Annotated in this window: 13 protein-coding genes; 12 read left to right on the forward strand and 1 reads right to left on the reverse strand. The window is 65.5% G+C overall.

What is annotated here, in order from left to right; all coding sequences use genetic code 11:
• The first annotated feature begins 4 nt into the window (after positions 1-4).
• Positions 5-1,189: an enoyl-CoA hydratase/isomerase family protein gene (locus W930_RS0122155; protein WP_023873570.1), complete on the forward strand. Its 1,185-nt coding sequence runs from the start codon at positions 5-7 to the stop codon at positions 1,187-1,189.
• Positions 1,190-1,253: 64 nt separating this feature from the next.
• Positions 1,254-1,811, forward strand: a complete 558-nt coding sequence (locus tag W930_RS0122160; RefSeq protein WP_023596959.1) for a YggT family protein — start codon at positions 1,254-1,256, stop codon at positions 1,809-1,811.
• Here the strand turns inward: W930_RS0122160 and W930_RS30700 are convergent.
• Complete coding sequence (locus W930_RS30700) at positions 1,785-2,195, reverse strand: hypothetical protein (protein ID WP_023596958.1); 411 nt, start codon at positions 2,193-2,195, stop codon at positions 1,785-1,787. The two genes, W930_RS0122160 and W930_RS30700, sit on opposite strands and share 27 nt — an antisense overlap.
• Before the next feature lie 424 nt (positions 2,196-2,619).
• Between W930_RS30700 and W930_RS0122170 the strand changes: the two genes are divergently transcribed.
• The 10 genes from W930_RS0122170 to W930_RS0122215 all read left to right on the forward strand — a co-directional run bounded on the left by W930_RS0122170 (position 2,620) and on the right by W930_RS0122215 (position 14,429).
• Positions 2,620-3,759, forward strand: a complete 1,140-nt coding sequence (locus tag W930_RS0122170) for a MurR/RpiR family transcriptional regulator (protein ID WP_023596957.1) — start codon at positions 2,620-2,622, stop codon at positions 3,757-3,759.
• Positions 3,756-4,712, forward strand: a complete 957-nt coding sequence (locus tag W930_RS0122175) for an isoaspartyl peptidase/L-asparaginase family protein (protein WP_023873571.1) — start codon at positions 3,756-3,758, stop codon at positions 4,710-4,712. Before W930_RS0122170 ends, W930_RS0122175 begins: the two co-directional genes overlap by 4 nt.
• Positions 4,713-4,829: 117 nt before the next feature.
• Positions 4,830-6,716, forward strand: coding sequence for a dipeptide ABC transporter ATP-binding protein (locus tag W930_RS0122180; protein ID WP_023596955.1), 1,887 nt, complete (start codon positions 4,830-4,832; stop codon positions 6,714-6,716).
• Between the two features lie 197 nt (positions 6,717-6,913).
• Entirely contained in the window at positions 6,914-8,473 is a 1,560-nt protein-coding gene (gene gsiB / locus W930_RS0122185; protein WP_023873572.1) for a glutathione ABC transporter substrate-binding protein GsiB, read from the forward strand.
• Positions 8,474-8,568: 95 nt separating this feature from the next.
• Positions 8,569-9,489 (forward strand): glutathione ABC transporter permease GsiC, encoded by a 921-nt coding sequence (gsiC, locus tag W930_RS0122190; protein ID WP_023596953.1) that lies wholly within the window; start codon positions 8,569-8,571, stop codon positions 9,487-9,489.
• Positions 9,490-9,499: 10 nt separating this feature from the next.
• The gene (gsiD, locus tag W930_RS0122195; RefSeq protein ID WP_023596952.1) at positions 9,500-10,408 is read left to right on the forward strand and encodes a glutathione ABC transporter permease GsiD; all 909 of its coding nucleotides are present in this window, start codon (positions 9,500-9,502) and stop codon (positions 10,406-10,408) included.
• A 20-nt stretch (positions 10,409-10,428) separates the two neighbouring features.
• The gene (locus W930_RS0122200; protein WP_023596951.1) at positions 10,429-11,577 is read left to right on the forward strand and encodes a P1 family peptidase; all 1,149 of its coding nucleotides are present in this window, start codon (positions 10,429-10,431) and stop codon (positions 11,575-11,577) included.
• 24 nt (positions 11,578-11,601) lie between these two features.
• Complete coding sequence (locus tag W930_RS0122205) at positions 11,602-12,420, forward strand: M55 family metallopeptidase (protein WP_023873573.1); 819 nt, start codon at positions 11,602-11,604, stop codon at positions 12,418-12,420.
• Positions 12,421-12,675: 255 nt separating this feature from the next.
• Entirely contained in the window at positions 12,676-13,557 is an 882-nt protein-coding gene (locus W930_RS29330) for a DUF4118 domain-containing protein (protein WP_023596949.1), read from the forward strand.
• A gap of 2 nt (positions 13,558-13,559) precedes the next feature.
• Complete coding sequence (locus W930_RS0122215; protein ID WP_023596948.1) at positions 13,560-14,429, forward strand: carboxylesterase; 870 nt, start codon at positions 13,560-13,562, stop codon at positions 14,427-14,429.
• Positions 14,430-14,551 lie beyond the last annotated feature (122 nt).

Raw genomic sequence — 14,551 nt, forward strand, 5'->3', positions numbered from 1 at the left:
GCGAGTGAATTTGCGTGACGGCGCCATTGAGGCGCAAGACGAAGTGTTGTTCGACGTGATCAATGGGTTTGGCGTCATTACGCTGAACCGGCCGCGCGCCTTGAATGCGATCACCCACGGCATGGTGCGCAGCATGTGGACGCAGCTCAATGCGTGGGTCGCCGACCCGGCGGTGCGTGCGGTGCTGATCGAAGGTGCGGGGGAGAAGGCATTCTGTGCCGGTGGAGATGTCCGCGCGCTTTACGACAGCCGCATTCAGCATCGCGACGCGCATCAGGCGTTTTTCGTCGACGAGTATCGTCTGGACTATCTGATCCACCGATATCCGAAGCCGTATATCGCGCTGCTCGACGGCATTGTGATGGGCGGCGGCATGGGGGTTGCCCAGGGGGCCGCGCTGCGCATCGTGACCGACCGCACGCGCCTGGCAATGCCTGAGACGGGGATCGGATTGTTCCCCGATGTGGGGGCGAGCTGGTTCCTCGGACATCTTGCGCCCACGCTTGCGCGCTATTTGGGACTCTCGGGCGCGACCGTCACCGCCGCCGACGCGTTGTACTGCGGGCTGGCCGATGTCTGGCTGCAGGGCGATGCGCCGGAGCGACTGCGCGAGTTGATCCGCCGTTTCGACTGGTCTGCGCCGCCTGCGGGCGACAGGGCTGGCGACCTGGCGGGCAATATGACGGGCAATATGACGGCCGGCCCGTTTGGCACCGACGATCCGCTCGCGCAACTGCGCGCGGCCATCCTGCCTCTGGGCCGGACGTGGGCCGACGCCGCACCGCTTGCGCAAGTACGCGCCACGCTCGATCGACATTTCAGTGCATTGGATGTCCACGGTATCGTGGCGTCGCTTGCCGAGGATGTGCAGACGCCATGGGCAGCCGACACGCTGGCCATGCTCATGCAACGCTCGCCGCTTAGCCTTTGCGTGACCGACCGGCAGTTGCAGAAGGGGCGTCGTTTCGATCTGGCCGACGCGTTTCGCATGGAGCTGGGGCTCGGCCATCATGCGTTCGCCACAGGCGACTTCGTCGAGGGCGTGCGCGCACTGCTGATCGACAAGGACAAGCAGCCGCGCTGGCGCTATGCCACGCTGGACGATGTTCCGGTGTCCGCCGTCGACGCCTTCTTTGTCTCACCCTGGACGGACGAGGCTCACCCGCTCAAAGCGTTAGGACACGATTGAACTCGGGCAAACGCGTGCGACAATGCCGGTTTTGCGGAAGACCGCACTATCCGTTGGAGTCCAGATGCTCGTCGAAATCGCCCGTCTGTTGCTAGACCTTGTCTTCTCGCTGTTCGGCGCCTTGCTACTGCTGCGTGTGTGGATGCAGGCCACCCGTCTGCCGCCGCGTAATCCGCTCTCGCAAGGGGTGTTCCAGTTCACGAACTGGATCGTGTTGCCGTTGCGCCGCGTTCTGCCGGGCGTGGGCGGGATCGACTGGGCGTGCGTGGTTGGCGCCTGGCTTTGCGCCGTCGTCTATCTGGTGCTGATCACCGCGGTCGTGGGGGTGTCACCCGTATCGGTGTTTCCCCGCGGTCTTCTGGTGGCACTGGTGCTGGTGGCCAAGTGGGGCGCCAACCTCGTGATGTGGCTCACACTGCTGATGGCCGTGCTGTCGTGGGTCAATCCGCGCGCGACCGCGATGCCGATTCTGCAGCACCTGCTCGATCCGCTGCTGCGCCCGATCCGTCGCGTCATTCCGATGGTGGGTGGATTCGACTTGTCGCCGTTGGGGCTGTTCCTGCTGATGCAGATCCTGCTGATCGTGCTGGCGCGCCTAAGCCTGTTTTTCGCGACGCTCTGACGCGTCGGCGGGCAGCGCCGCTGCCCGCGTCAATTCACGGACGGTTCCGGTCGGAGGCGGCGCGTCGAACGATGCGCTCGCCGATTCGGTGGCCGGCATCGTTGCAAGCCGTCCGTTCCCATGTTTTTCGGCATCTCCCAAATTGCGCGCCATGCGCGACGCGTCGCCGCGTTCGCCGACGGGGCGCTCGAGGCCCAGACGACGCAATACGCGATGACCGTCTTCGGTCACGATCACTTTCGCTTGCCCCGCATCGACGTCGACATGCACCAGACGCGCCTGTTCGAGCGCGGCAAGTTCCGGCGGCTCGAGCGCGTCGGCATCGATGGGTCCAAGGGATGCGGCTGCCAGCAACAGCGTGGCAATTTCATGCGGGCTCAGCATGGTCCTACTCCTTGAGGCGAATTCTCGTCAGCGTACCGGGCCGAAACCGGCCCTTGGCTACGCGATATTTACCGCACGTTACGACTCGCCTCCGACCAAGCCTCCCCAGGCGGTCCTGCGACTGTCCGGTGAATTTGCTGCCTGACGTTTCGCGGCGGACGCATGGCCGTCGCGAGGTAGTGCGTGGACTGCAATTGTCCTGATGTCGGATCGCAAAGCGTCCGGCAAGTTCGTGCATTCGGGTTTCCCCTAGTATGACCGCATTTTACGTATGGTGGGGACGTGTCCCCCTTGTTTTGACAGGGTTTGGAAGGTTTTCGGCCGCGCGGCATCGTGTCACCGCATCATTTGAACTATTTTTTTTCTTTTGACGGGGTGCCAATGAAAATATACTTTCCTTCACTCTGATCGATTACCTGCCTTCATGATGGACGCCGACTCGTTGCCCGCCGATCTGCCGCTCACCGAGCGCATCGTGCGTGCCATGCCCGATCTGACGCCCGCGCAACAGCGCATGGCGGCGTTCGTGCTCGACAATACGTTTCGTGCGGCGACCATGCGAATCGACGAATTTGCCGATGCTGTCGGCGTGTCGTTGGCCACGGTCAATCGATTCTCGCGCGCCCTGGGGTTTGACGGCTATCCGCAATGTCGCGCCGCGATGGTGCGGGGGTTCGAAGCCACGCTCGCGCCGATCGAGAGTCTGCGCACGAGCAAGGCGCAGGCAAGCGCGAGTGCCGACGTCATGGCGGCAGCGCTGGCGCAGGCCATCGAGAATCTGGACTGGACGCGCCGCAACCTCGACGCCGCGACGTGCGAGCGTGCCGTCGACGCCATACTCCACGCACGCCGCATCTATGTGCTAGGCCTGGGCGCGAGCGGCTATCTTGCCGGCCTGTTGCACCACGGACTCGATCCGTATTGCGAAAACGTGCAGGCCGTCGTGGGGGTGGGCGGATCGACGCATGCGGCACGGCAACTCTTCAAACTGCGCGAAGGCGACCTGGTGATCGCGCTCGGATTCCCGCGATATGTCTCGGACACCATCACGCTTTGCCGGCGTCTGCGCGGGCGCGGCGTGCCCGTCATGGTGTTGACCGACAGCCCGACGTCGCCGCTCGCGCCGCTGGGCGACATCGTGATTTTCGTGCGCAGCAAGCCGCGATTGTCGAGCAACTCCGAGGCGAGTGTGCTGGCCATGATCGACGCGTTGTGCGACGCCGTCGCTCAGCGCGCCCAACACGCGGTCGATCGCGCGACCGAAATGACGGATTTCCTGTTGCCGTGGCTCGACTCGGCGTCGCTTGCACCGGCGGCGCCTGGCCGAGGTCTGGCAAACGCGCCGGCCAATGCCCCGGCGGCCACCGCCGCCTCGGTGATGGGACGCGTCGTCGTCGCCCAGGGCGTGCCGGCCGCGAATGCGAGCGGCGCTGCGCGGGCGAGTGCCGGAACGTCCGCGCAGACGACCCAGACAGCCACTGCAACGAGCGTCGCCCCGCAAGGCGCACCGAACACGCCCCGCCCTGTGCCGGGCAATCAGGACAGAAAGGACAAAGCATCATGAGTCACGCGCAACGTGCGGTCATCGCCATCCATGGCGGTGCCGGCACCATCAGCCGGGATACCCCGCCCGAGGAACTCAACGCCTACCACGATGCGCTCGCCGAAGTGCTACGTGCGGGTCAGGCGGTGCTGGCCGCGGGCGGCTCGGCCCTCGACGCAGTCACCGAAGCCGTGCGTCATCTGGAGGATTGCCCCCGGTTCAACGCAGGTCGCGGTGCGGTCTTCACGCACGATGGCACGCACGAGCTCGACGCGGCGATCATGGAGGGTGCCACGCTCGAAGCGGGCGCCATCGCGGGCGTGCATCGTGTGCGCAATCCGATTCTTGCGGCGCGCGCGGTGCTCGAACACAGCCCGCACGTGCTGCTCATCGGCGACGCGGCCCAGGCTTTCGCGGCCGCCCACGGCGCGGAGCTCGTCGATCCGTCGTACTTTTACACCGAAGCGCGCTACGCTCAGTGGCAGCGCGCGCTGGCGGACAGCGCTGTCGCCCTCGATCACGACTTTCCGCTCAAGCGCGAGCCGATCGATCCGGATACCAAGTTCGGTACCGTCGGTGCCGTGGCGTGCGATGTCCACGGGCACCTGGCTGCCGCCACATCCACGGGCGGCATGACCAACAAGGCGGTCGGCCGCGTGGGCGACTCGCCGCTGATCGGCGCCGGTTGCTACGCCAACGACGCCACCGCCGCAGTGTCGGCGACGGGCACGGGCGAGGCGTTCATTCGCGCCGTGGCGTGCTACGACGTGGGGGCGTTGATGGCCTATGCCGGATTGTCGCTCGCGGACGCGGCCGAGCGCGTGATCCACGAGCGTTTGCCGCGCGTGCAGGGCCGCGGCGGCTTGATCGCCGTGGACGCACAAGGCAACGTGGCGCTGCCGTTCAACACGGAAGGCATGTATCGCGGTGTGGCGCGCGTGGGCGAAACGCCCGTCACGGCCATCCATGCATAAAGCACGTGTAAGTCACCTCCAGGACACGTGCAAGGCACCCGCGAGCGGACACCGGCCGCTGGCATCGGCAACACCCAGAGCATCAGATTCAGCAAGCGAAGATTAGCGAGGACAGGCGTGGCAGAGCGCAAGACAACCCCAACGATTTCGTTGCCCGACGAGCGCGTGCTCGACGTGAGTGGCATTTCCGTGCAGTTCGCGACGTCCGAGCGCGTGGTCACGGCCGTGCGCGACCTGTCCTTCCATGTCGACCGTGGCGAGACGCTCGCCATCGTGGGCGAATCGGGCTCGGGCAAGTCGGTGACGTCGCTCGCCGCGATGCGTCTGGTGGAGAACGGCGGTGGCCGAATCACGCAGGGTTCGATGATCATGCGCCGGCGCAACGGCAAGCTCGTCGACCTCACGCGCGCCAGCGGACACACCATGCGCAGCATTCGCGGCGCGGACATGGCAATGATCTTTCAGGAGCCGATGACCTCCCTCAACCCGGTGTTCCCGGTGGGGGAGCAGATCGCCGAGTCGATCCGGCTGCACCAGGGCAAGGACGCCGCCGCCGCGCGCGCCGAAGCGCTGCGGATGCTGGAACTCGTACGCATTCCCGAGGCCCGTCGCGTGCTCGGCCGCTTCCCGCATCAGCTCTCGGGCGGCATGCGCCAGCGCGTCATGATCGCAATGGCGCTGTCCTGCAAGCCCGGGCTGCTGATCGCCGACGAACCGACCACCGCGCTCGACGTGACCATTCAGGCGCAGATCCTGCAACTGATTCGTGCATTGCAGGACGAGATGCACATGGGCGTCGTGTTCATCACGCACGACATGGGCGTGGTGGCCGAAGTGGCCGATCGCGTGCTGGTCATGCATCGGGGCGACAAGGTGGAGGAGGGGCCCTCGGCCGAGATCTTCGCCGCGCCGCGCGAGCGCTACACGCAGGCACTGCTCTCGGCCGTGCCGCGTCTGGGCTCGATGCAGGGCACCGACCTGCCGGCACGTTTTCCGCTGTTGCGCTATGACGCCCCGGCGGACGCCAAGCCCGCTGCCGAAACGCCGCAGCAGACCGTGCGCATCGACGCCGGCCCGATCCTGCGCGTCAAGGACCTCGTGGCCCGGTTCGACGTGCCGTCGGGCTTCTTCGGCCGCGTCACGCAACGCGTGCATGCCGTCGAGCGGGTGAGTTTCGACTTGTACCCGGGTGAGACGCTCGGCCTGGTGGGCGAGTCAGGCTGTGGCAAGTCGACCACGGGTCGTGCGCTGCTGCGGCTCGTCGCCAGCCAGGGCGGTTCCATCGAATTCGGCGGCAAGCCGATTCACGATCTCGCCGGGCGCGCGCTGCAAACGTTGCGTCGCGATATCCAGTTCATTTTCCAGGACCCGTTCGCGTCGCTCGATCCGCGCCTGACCGTTGGCTTCTCGATCATGGAGCCGCTGCTGGTGCATGGGGTCGCGAGCGGCGCGCAAGCCGAAAGGCGGGTGGCCGAGCTGCTCGAGCGCGTGGGATTGCCGGCCGAGTATGCTCAACGCTATCCGCATGAGTTCTCGGGCGGACAGCGTCAGCGCATCGCCATTGCGCGGGCACTCGCGCTCAAGCCCAAGGTCGTGATTGCCGACGAATCCGTTTCCGCGCTCGATGTCTCGGTGCAGGCCCAGATCATCAATCTGATGCTCGACTTGCAAAAGGAGTTCGGCATCGCGTTCCTGTTCATCTCGCACGACATGGCGGTGGTGGAGCGTATCAGTCACCGTGTGGCGGTGATGTACCTCGGTCAGATCGTCGAGATCGGGCCGCGCCGCGCCATTTTCGAGAATCCGCAACACCCGTACACGAAGAAGCTGATGTCCGCTGTGCCGATTGCCGATCCGGCCCGCCGTCACGCCAAGCGCGAGTTGCTCACGGAAGAGATTCCGAGCCCGATTCGGGCCATCGGCGACGAGCCGCAGGTGCAACCGCTCGTGGAAGTCGGCGCCGGGCACTACGTCGCACGTCATCGCGTGGCAGGCGCGTATTGAACAGTTTCGACGCATCGGGGCGGCGTCCGGTGAGCCGTACCCGATGTGAGTTTTGTCCGGAACGTCGATCGATGAAACGTTCCGGCGGATCAGGCAGTCCCCAGTTGCAGTGCAAGTCGTAGCCATTAGGCCCGCCAAGGTGCGCAGTCCCGAGACTCGCTCGCGGCGAACCCGTCAGACCAGAAGGAGAAAGACAGATGTCGAAAAACGCTTTGTTGGGCGCTCGCTGGAAAACCGCGCTCGCTTCCGTCGCCGTGGCGTCCGCCGTATTCGGTGCAGCCCCGGCGTTCGCCGCCAAGGATGTCGTGATGGCCGTGCAGTCCACGTTCACGACGATGGACCCGTACGACGCGAACGATACCCTGTCGCAGGCCGTTGCCAAGTCGTTCTACGAGGGCATGTTCGGTTTCGACAAGGACATGAAGCTCATCAACGTGCTGGCCGACAGCTACACGGTGTCGCCCGACGGCCTCGTCTACACGATCAAGCTCAAGTCGGGTGTGAAGTTCCAGGACGGCACGAATTTCGACGCCGCCGCCGTCAAGGCGAACTTCGACCGTGTGACGAACCCCGATAACAAGCTCAAGCGTTACAACCTGTACAAGGAAATCGCCAAGACGGAAGTGGTGGATCCGCATACGGTGAAGTTCACGCTCAAGGAGCCGTTCTCGCCGTTCATCAACACGCTGGCCCACCCGTCGGCCGTGATCATCTCGCCCGAGGCGCTCAAGAAATACGGCAAGGACATCGCCTCGCACCCGGTCGGCACGGGCCCGTTCGAGTTCGTCGAGTGGAACCGCACCGACTACGTGAAGGTGAAGAAGTTCGACGGCTACTGGAAGAAGGGTTATCCGAAGGTGGACACGATCACCTTCAAGCCGGTGGTCGACAACAACACCCGTGCGGCCGTGATGCAGACCGGCGAAGCGGGTTTCGCCTTCCCGGTGCCGTATGAGCAGGCCGCGGGCCTGAAGTCGAGCGGCAAGGTCGACGTGATCGCCGGCCCGTCCATCATCCAGCGCTACATCAGCCTGAACACGAAACAGAAGCCGTTCGATGACGTGCGCGTGCGTCAGGCCATCAACTACGCCATCAACAAGGAAGCCCTGGTGAAGGTGGCCTTCGCCGGCTATGCCACCCCGGCCGACGGTGTGGTGCCCAACGGCGTGGACTACGCGGCCAAGACCGGTCCGTGGCCGTACAACCCGGCCAAGGCCAAGGAACTGCTCAAGGAAGCGGGTTACCCGAACGGTTTCGAGACCACGCTGTGGTCGGCCTATACGTACACCACTGCGCAGAAGGTGATCCAGTTCGTTCAGCAGCAACTGGCGCAGGTCGGCATCAAGGCGCAGGTACGCGCGCTGGAAGCCGGTCAGCGTGTCGATCTGGTCGAGTCCGCTCCGGACCCCGAGAAGGCGCCGGTGCGCATGTACTACGTGGGCTGGTCGTCGTCGACCGGCGAAGCCGACTGGGCGCTGCGTCCGCTGCTGTCCTCCGAGTCGTTCCCGCCGAAGCTGTTCAACACGGCGTACTACAAGAACGACACCGTGGACGCCGACTTCAACAAGGCACTGCAAACGACCGACCGTGCAGAGAAGACCAAGCTCTACACCGACGCGCAGCAGAAGATCTGGAACGACGCGCCCTGGGCGTTCCTCGTGACGGAAAAGCTGCTTTACGCGCGTAACAAGAACCTGTCGGGCGTGTACACCATGCCTGACGGTTCGTTCAACTTCACCGACATCTCGATGAAGTAAGCGCATCGCGCTGAAGTGAAGTTCCCGCGCCGCCCGGACTGGGCGGCGCGGCCAACCGCAAGACTTAGTTTGGCAAGACGTTCGGCAAGACTGCGATGCTCAATTACTTTCTCAAACGCCTGCTCGGCCTGATCCCCACGCTGCTGATCGTGGCAGTGCTGGTGTTCGGCTTCGTGCACATGCTGCCGGGCGACCCGGCGCGTCTGGCCGCCGGGCCTCAGGCGGACGAGGCCACCGTGGCGCTGGTGCGCCAGGATCTGGGTCTCGACAAGCCGCTGCTCACCCAGTTCACGCATTTCATCACGCACGCCGCGCGCGGCGACTTCGGGCTGTCGATGCGCAGCAAGCAACCGGTCTCCGAAGAGATCGGCAGCCGTTTCATGCCGACCCTGTGGCTCACGCTGGTGAGCATGATCTGGTCGGTGATCATCGGCATGGGTCTCGGCGTGGCCTCGGCCGTCTGGCGCAACCGTTGGCCCGACCGGCTGGGCATGACGTTCGCCGTCTCGGGCATCTCGTTCCCGGCGTTCGCGCTGGGCATGCTGCTCATGCAGGTGTTCTCGGTACAGCTCGGCTGGCTGCCCACGATGGGCGCCGATTCGTGGAAGAGCTACATCCTGCCGTCGATCACGCTGGGCGCCGCGGTGGCCGCCGTGATGGCACGTTTCACCCGCTCGGCTTTCGTCGAGGTGCTGCACGAGGACTTCGTGCGCACCGCTCGTGCGAAGGGCCTGAACGAGATGCGCGTGGTGTTCAAGCACGCACTGCGCAACGCGATGATTCCCGTCGTCACGATGATGGGATTGCAGTTCGGCTTTCTGCTCGGCGGCTCGATCGTCGTCGAAGTGGTGTTCAACTGGCCCGGTCTGGGGCGCCTGCTGATCGACTCGGTCGAGATGCGCGACTACCCGGTGATCCAGGCGCTGGTACTGCTGTTCTCGCTCGAGTTCATCCTGATCAACCTCGTGGTCGACGTGCTGTACGCCGTCATCAACCCGACCATTCGCTACAAGTGAGGCACGCATCATGAACGCGGGTCAAACCACTACCGCCGCCAATGGCGCGGCCGTCGCCAGCCAAGGTCGCGTGCGCACGCCGTGGCGCGAATTCTGGCGCAAATTCAAGAAGCAGCACATTGCCATGGTGGCCGGGGCGTTCGTGCTGCTGCTGGTCATCATCGCGATTCTCGCACCGCACCTCGTGCCGTTCGATCCCGAGAACTTCTTCGACTACGACGCGCTCAACGCAGGGCCGTCGGCCACGCACTGGTTCGGGGTCGACTCGCTCGGTCGAGACATTTTCAGCCGGGTGCTGGCAGGCACGCGCATTTCGCTGGCCGCCGGCTTCGGCTCGGTCGCGCTCGGCGCCGTGATCGGCACGGTGCTCGGACTGCTCGCCGGATACTACGAGGGCTGGTGGGACCGCATCGTCATGCGCATCTCCGACGTGCTCTTCGCCTTCCCGGGTATCTTGCTGGCCATCGGCGTGGTGGCCGTGCTGGGCAACGGCATGATCAATGTGATCGTGGCGGTGGCGATTTTCTCGATTCCGGCGTTCGCTCGCCTGGTGCGCGGCAACACGCTCGTGCTCAAGCATCTGACGTACATCGAGGCGGCTCGCTCCATCGGGGCTTCCGACTGGACGATCATCATGCGTCACATCCTGCCGGGCACGGTGTCGTCGATCGTGGTTTACTTCTCCATGCGTATCGGCACGTCGATCATTACGGCGGCAAGCCTGTCGTTCCTGGGACTCGGCGCGCAACCTCCCACGCCGGAGTGGGGCGCCATGCTCAACGAGGCCCGCGCCGACATGGTCAACGCGCCGCACATCGCGATCTTCCCGAGCCTCGCCATCTTCCTGACGGTGCTCGCCTTCAACCTGCTGGGTGACGGACTGCGCGACGCGCTCGATCCGAAGCTCGACAGACACTGACGATTTCGCCGGAGCGCGACATGACGCAGCCGTCCGACATTCGCGAGGCCTTGTTCGGTGCCCCCTATGTGGGGCTTCTGCCCCCGGGGCCGCGCCACGCGATCTCGGACGTACCGGGCGTTTTTGTGGGGCACGCCACGCTGGCCGACGGCCCGCTACAGACCGGTGTGACCGTCGTGTGCCCAACGCCCGCCGCTTCCGCCGCTTCCGCCGCTTCCGCCGGCGCTGCGGCCGCCCTGCCGGCAGGCTCGGTTCCCGACGCCCGATGGGACCCGTTCCGCGCCAAGATCCCGGCCGCCACGGCCGTGATCAACGGCTTCGGCAAGAGCGTCGGTCTGATGCAGATCGACGAGCTCGGCGTGATCGAGGCGCCGGTAGCGCTCACCAACACCTTTTCCGTCAGTCATGTGGTGCTCGGCCAGTTGCGCGAGGCCATCTCCGCCAATCCGGAAATCGGGCGCGGTGGTCCGTCGCTCAATCCGACCGTGCTCGAGTGCAACGACGGTTACCTCAATGACATGCAGGCGCTTGCCGTGACCGAGGCGCACTATGCGCAGGCGCGCGCGAGCGCGCAAGCCGACTTCGCGCAGGGCGCGGTCGGTGCGGGGCGCGGCATGTCCAGCTTCGGGCTCAAGGGCGGCATCGGGTCCGCATCGCGTGTCGTCGAGACGGCCGGGGCGACCTTCACCGTCGGTGTACTCGTGCTGTCGAATTTCGGGCGCCCATCGCAGTTGACGATCGCCGGCCGCCACGTCGGGCCGGTGCTCGACGAGCGGCTCGCACAACCGGCGCAGCATGCGGCGCCAGAGCGGGGGTCGATCATCATGCTGGTGGCGACCGACGCGCCGCTCGACGCGCGCCAGTTGCGCCGTGTGGCCACGCGCACCGGCGCCGGGCTGGCGCGTACCGGGTCGGTCTACGGACACGGCAGCGGCGACGTGGCGCTGGCGTTTACCACCGGCTACACCGTGCCGCACGATGCCATGGGGCGTGTCGCCCCGGCCGCGCTCGTGCCCGACCCCCTTCTCGATCCGATTTTTCAGGCCACGGCCGACGCCACCGAACAGGCGATTCTGCACGCGCTCTTCGCGGCGGAATCGGTGCTCGGGCGTGACGGGCACGTGCGGCGCGCGCTTGCCGACGTGCTGCCCGACTGGGCGACGCTGTGAGCCTTTCCCGACATGGCTGACATCATGCGAATCCTGATCTCCACCGATATCGAAGGCGTCGCCGGCGTATTCCACGCCGAGCAGACCCGCGCTGGCAACGGCGAGTACGAACGTGCGCGCCGCTGGATGACGCGCGAAGCGAACGCGGCCGTCGAAGGGGCCTTCGCTGGCGGGGCCACCGAAGTGATGGTGAACGACTCGCACGGCGGCTTTCGCAACCTGCTGCCCGACGAACTCGATCCGCGCGCCCGCCTCGTGCTGGGCAAGCCGCGTTATCTCGGCATGGCCGCCGGGGTCGAGGCCGGATGTGACGCCATGTTCATGATCGGTTATCACGGCAAGTCGCAAAGTGCGGGAATTCTGGCGCACACGATCAACAGCTTCGCCTTCGCACGTGTCTGGCTGGGCGGCGTCGAAGCCAGCGAGGCCGCGCTCTACGGCGCGCTCGCGGGCGAGCGCGGGGTGCCGGTGGTCATGGCCAGCGGCGACGATGTTTTCTGCGAAGAAACGCAACTGATCTTCCCGCACGCGCGCTTCGTGCAGACGAAAGCTGCCTGGGGGCAGGGCAGCGGCATGACGCTCAGCCCCAGCCAGTCCTGCGACCTGATCCGCGACGCGGCCAGCGAAGCGCTCGCCGATCCGCGCAAATGGCATGCGTTCAAGGTGGAGACGCCGGTGGAAGTGCGTTTGCAGGCGCAGACCACGGCACTGGCCGATCTCTTTTGCCAATGGCCGACGCTGGAGCGGATCGACGGCGTGACGCTGCAGTTCGCCGCACCGAGCGTCGAAGCGGCCGTGCGCATGCTCAATTGCCTCTCGGCCATGTCGTTCATGCTGCGCTGAACGATGCGGCGGCTGGGGGAGTCCGCGCGGTCGGGCCTTCGTGATTTCCCTGACAACCGCGTCGGCGCCACGCGCGAACCCGCGCCGATGCTGGGCCGCCTCCGGCTTGTTGTTAAGGCGCCACTGAATTAGGGTTCCCCGCGTCGGAACGTCAAGGGGCGGCGTGCGATAATCCGTAATATTTTGTAACAGCAGCACCGTATGATCGGTGCCAAGAGCGGATCATCGAGCGCCGGGACGTGCCGGCGAGGAATCATGGATATCAAAAACGCCCGACGCTGGGCGGAACCCGGCGCGAAACGATACGTCGGCGCATTAATGGTGGTACTGGCAGCGTTCCTTGTTCGCAGCCTTTTGCATCCGGTGCTCGACCACGCGATGCCAGGCATATTTTTCGCCTGTGCGGTCATCATCGTCGAATTTCTCTGGGGACTCGGGCCGGCGGTCATGGCGATGATCGTCAGCATTCCCATCTTCGATTTCTTCTTCGTGCCACCGTTTCGCGACGTGACCCAACTGGACCGTCGCGACGCGATGATCGTCGCGGGCTTCCTGATGGTCACGCCGCTCGCGGTTGTCCTGATCGAGCGTTTGCGCCGCGCCCAGTATCGCGCGGAGTTGTTCGCGGAGGTGGCCCAGACGCGCTATGAAATGCTGCTGCGCGCCGAGAACGAGCGCATGGTGCTGTCCGATTCCGTGCAGTTGGGCAATGCGCTCATGACGTATCTGACCCGGCACCTCGACACGATCTTCTATCTGGCCAATCCGGCCACGCATTACGAATTCCTTGACGAGCACTTCCGCCGCGCGACAGGCGTTGCCGCGGACGTCGCCAGGCGCGACGGCTTGCGCGCCTTGCTCCACCCGGACGATGCGGTGCGACTGGCAGGGCTTTTTTCGGCGGACGGCGAGCGCCCGCAACACGGTGCGCACAATCTGCGCATCCGCACGCGCGAAGGCGGCTACGAGACGTTCCATTGCGAATTGCAGTATTTTCGCGCCCACGTCGGCACGTACGTGATTCTGCGTCTGCACGCGGGGCCAGCCGTGCGTCCCGTCACGCCGCTGCATGCGCTTGCGCCGGCGGCCAATGCGCGCGATGTCCATGAGACGCCGGTCGTCTCCGGCGGGGTTTGACGATGTTCCAGGAAGATATCTTCTACAAGGGCGGTGAGCACGCCGTACTGCTGTTGCCGGGGCTCTCCAGCACGCCGCTCGAGATGCGTCCGGTGGCCAAGGCGTTGCAGCGTGATGGCTATACCGTATCGGTGCCGCATATTGCCGGTTACGGACTCGGCTCGCCGTGCACGGACTGGCGCGCCTGGATCGAAGCCGCCCGCGCGAAGTTTCGCGCGCTGCGTGAGACGCACGAGACGGTATCGATCTGCGGTCTGAGCATGGGGGCCACGCTGAGCCTGGCGGTCGCGCAGGCGGAGCCGGACGTGACGGCGCTGTCGCTGCTGGCCGTCACGCTGGTGTATGACGGCTGGACCATCCCCTGGTATTACCCGCTCATCGATCTGGTGTTTCACACGCCGCTGCGCCATCGCTATCGCTATCAGGAAAAGGCGCCGTACGGGCTGAAGAACGAGGCCCTGCGCGCGCGCGTCGCGAAGTCGATGTCGTTGCACGACGCCTCCGAGATCGGATCGGCCTCGTTGCCCCTCGCGCATCTCTACAACGCGCGGCGGCTTGCCGCGCACGTTCGTGCGCGCCTCGAACGCGTGACGGCGGACTGTCTGATCGTGCACGCGGTCGACGACGATACGGCCAGCCCGCACAATGCGCGCATCGTGTACGACGGCGTGTCGTCCGAAGTGAAGCAGAAGTGCCTGCTCGGCGAGAGTTATCACATCCTCACGATGGACAACGAGCGCGAGACCGTGGCGGACGAAACACGTCGGTTCTTCCGCGACGCCATTGCCCGGCACACCGGGACCGCGAGCCCGGAGACCCGCATCATTTCCAAGGCGCTGCTGCGCGCCAAACGCCGTCAGGCCGTGGCCTGACAGCCGCCCGCACGGACCAGCCCATCGCCCGCGGCACATGTCTTCGGACGGCGCCGCTCGACTGCGATCTCCTCGGATTTTCCCAGCCCCCGAGACAGGCAAGGCGTCCGTGCGCCCTACCG

The organism is Pandoraea sp. E26 (assembly GCF_000681415.1).
Taxonomy (GTDB): Bacteria; Pseudomonadota; Gammaproteobacteria; order Burkholderiales; family Burkholderiaceae; genus Pandoraea; species Pandoraea pnomenusa.

Coding starts and splice junctions, on each gene's coding strand:
- W930_RS0122215 (WP_023596948.1), top strand. CDS start 13,560: ATGTTCCAGGAAGATATCTTCTACAAGGGCGGTGAGCACGCCGTACTG.
- W930_RS0122200 (WP_023596951.1), top strand. CDS start 10,429: ATGACGCAGCCGTCCGACATTCGCGAGGCCTTGTTCGGTGCCCCCTAT.
- gsiD (WP_023596952.1), top strand. CDS start 9,500: ATGAACGCGGGTCAAACCACTACCGCCGCCAATGGCGCGGCCGTCGCC.
- W930_RS0122170 (WP_023596957.1), top strand. CDS start 2,620: ATGATGGACGCCGACTCGTTGCCCGCCGATCTGCCGCTCACCGAGCGC.
- gsiC (WP_023596953.1), top strand. CDS start 8,569: ATGCTCAATTACTTTCTCAAACGCCTGCTCGGCCTGATCCCCACGCTG.
- gsiB (WP_023873572.1), top strand. CDS start 6,914: ATGTCGAAAAACGCTTTGTTGGGCGCTCGCTGGAAAACCGCGCTCGCT.
- W930_RS29330 (WP_023596949.1), top strand. CDS start 12,676: ATGGATATCAAAAACGCCCGACGCTGGGCGGAACCCGGCGCGAAACGA.
- W930_RS0122205 (WP_023873573.1), top strand. CDS start 11,602: ATGCGAATCCTGATCTCCACCGATATCGAAGGCGTCGCCGGCGTATTC.
- W930_RS0122160 (WP_023596959.1), top strand. CDS start 1,254: ATGCTCGTCGAAATCGCCCGTCTGTTGCTAGACCTTGTCTTCTCGCTG.
- W930_RS30700 (WP_023596958.1), bottom strand. CDS start 2,195: ATGCTGAGCCCGCATGAAATTGCCACGCTGTTGCTGGCAGCCGCATCC.
- W930_RS0122175 (WP_023873571.1), top strand. CDS start 3,756: ATGAGTCACGCGCAACGTGCGGTCATCGCCATCCATGGCGGTGCCGGC.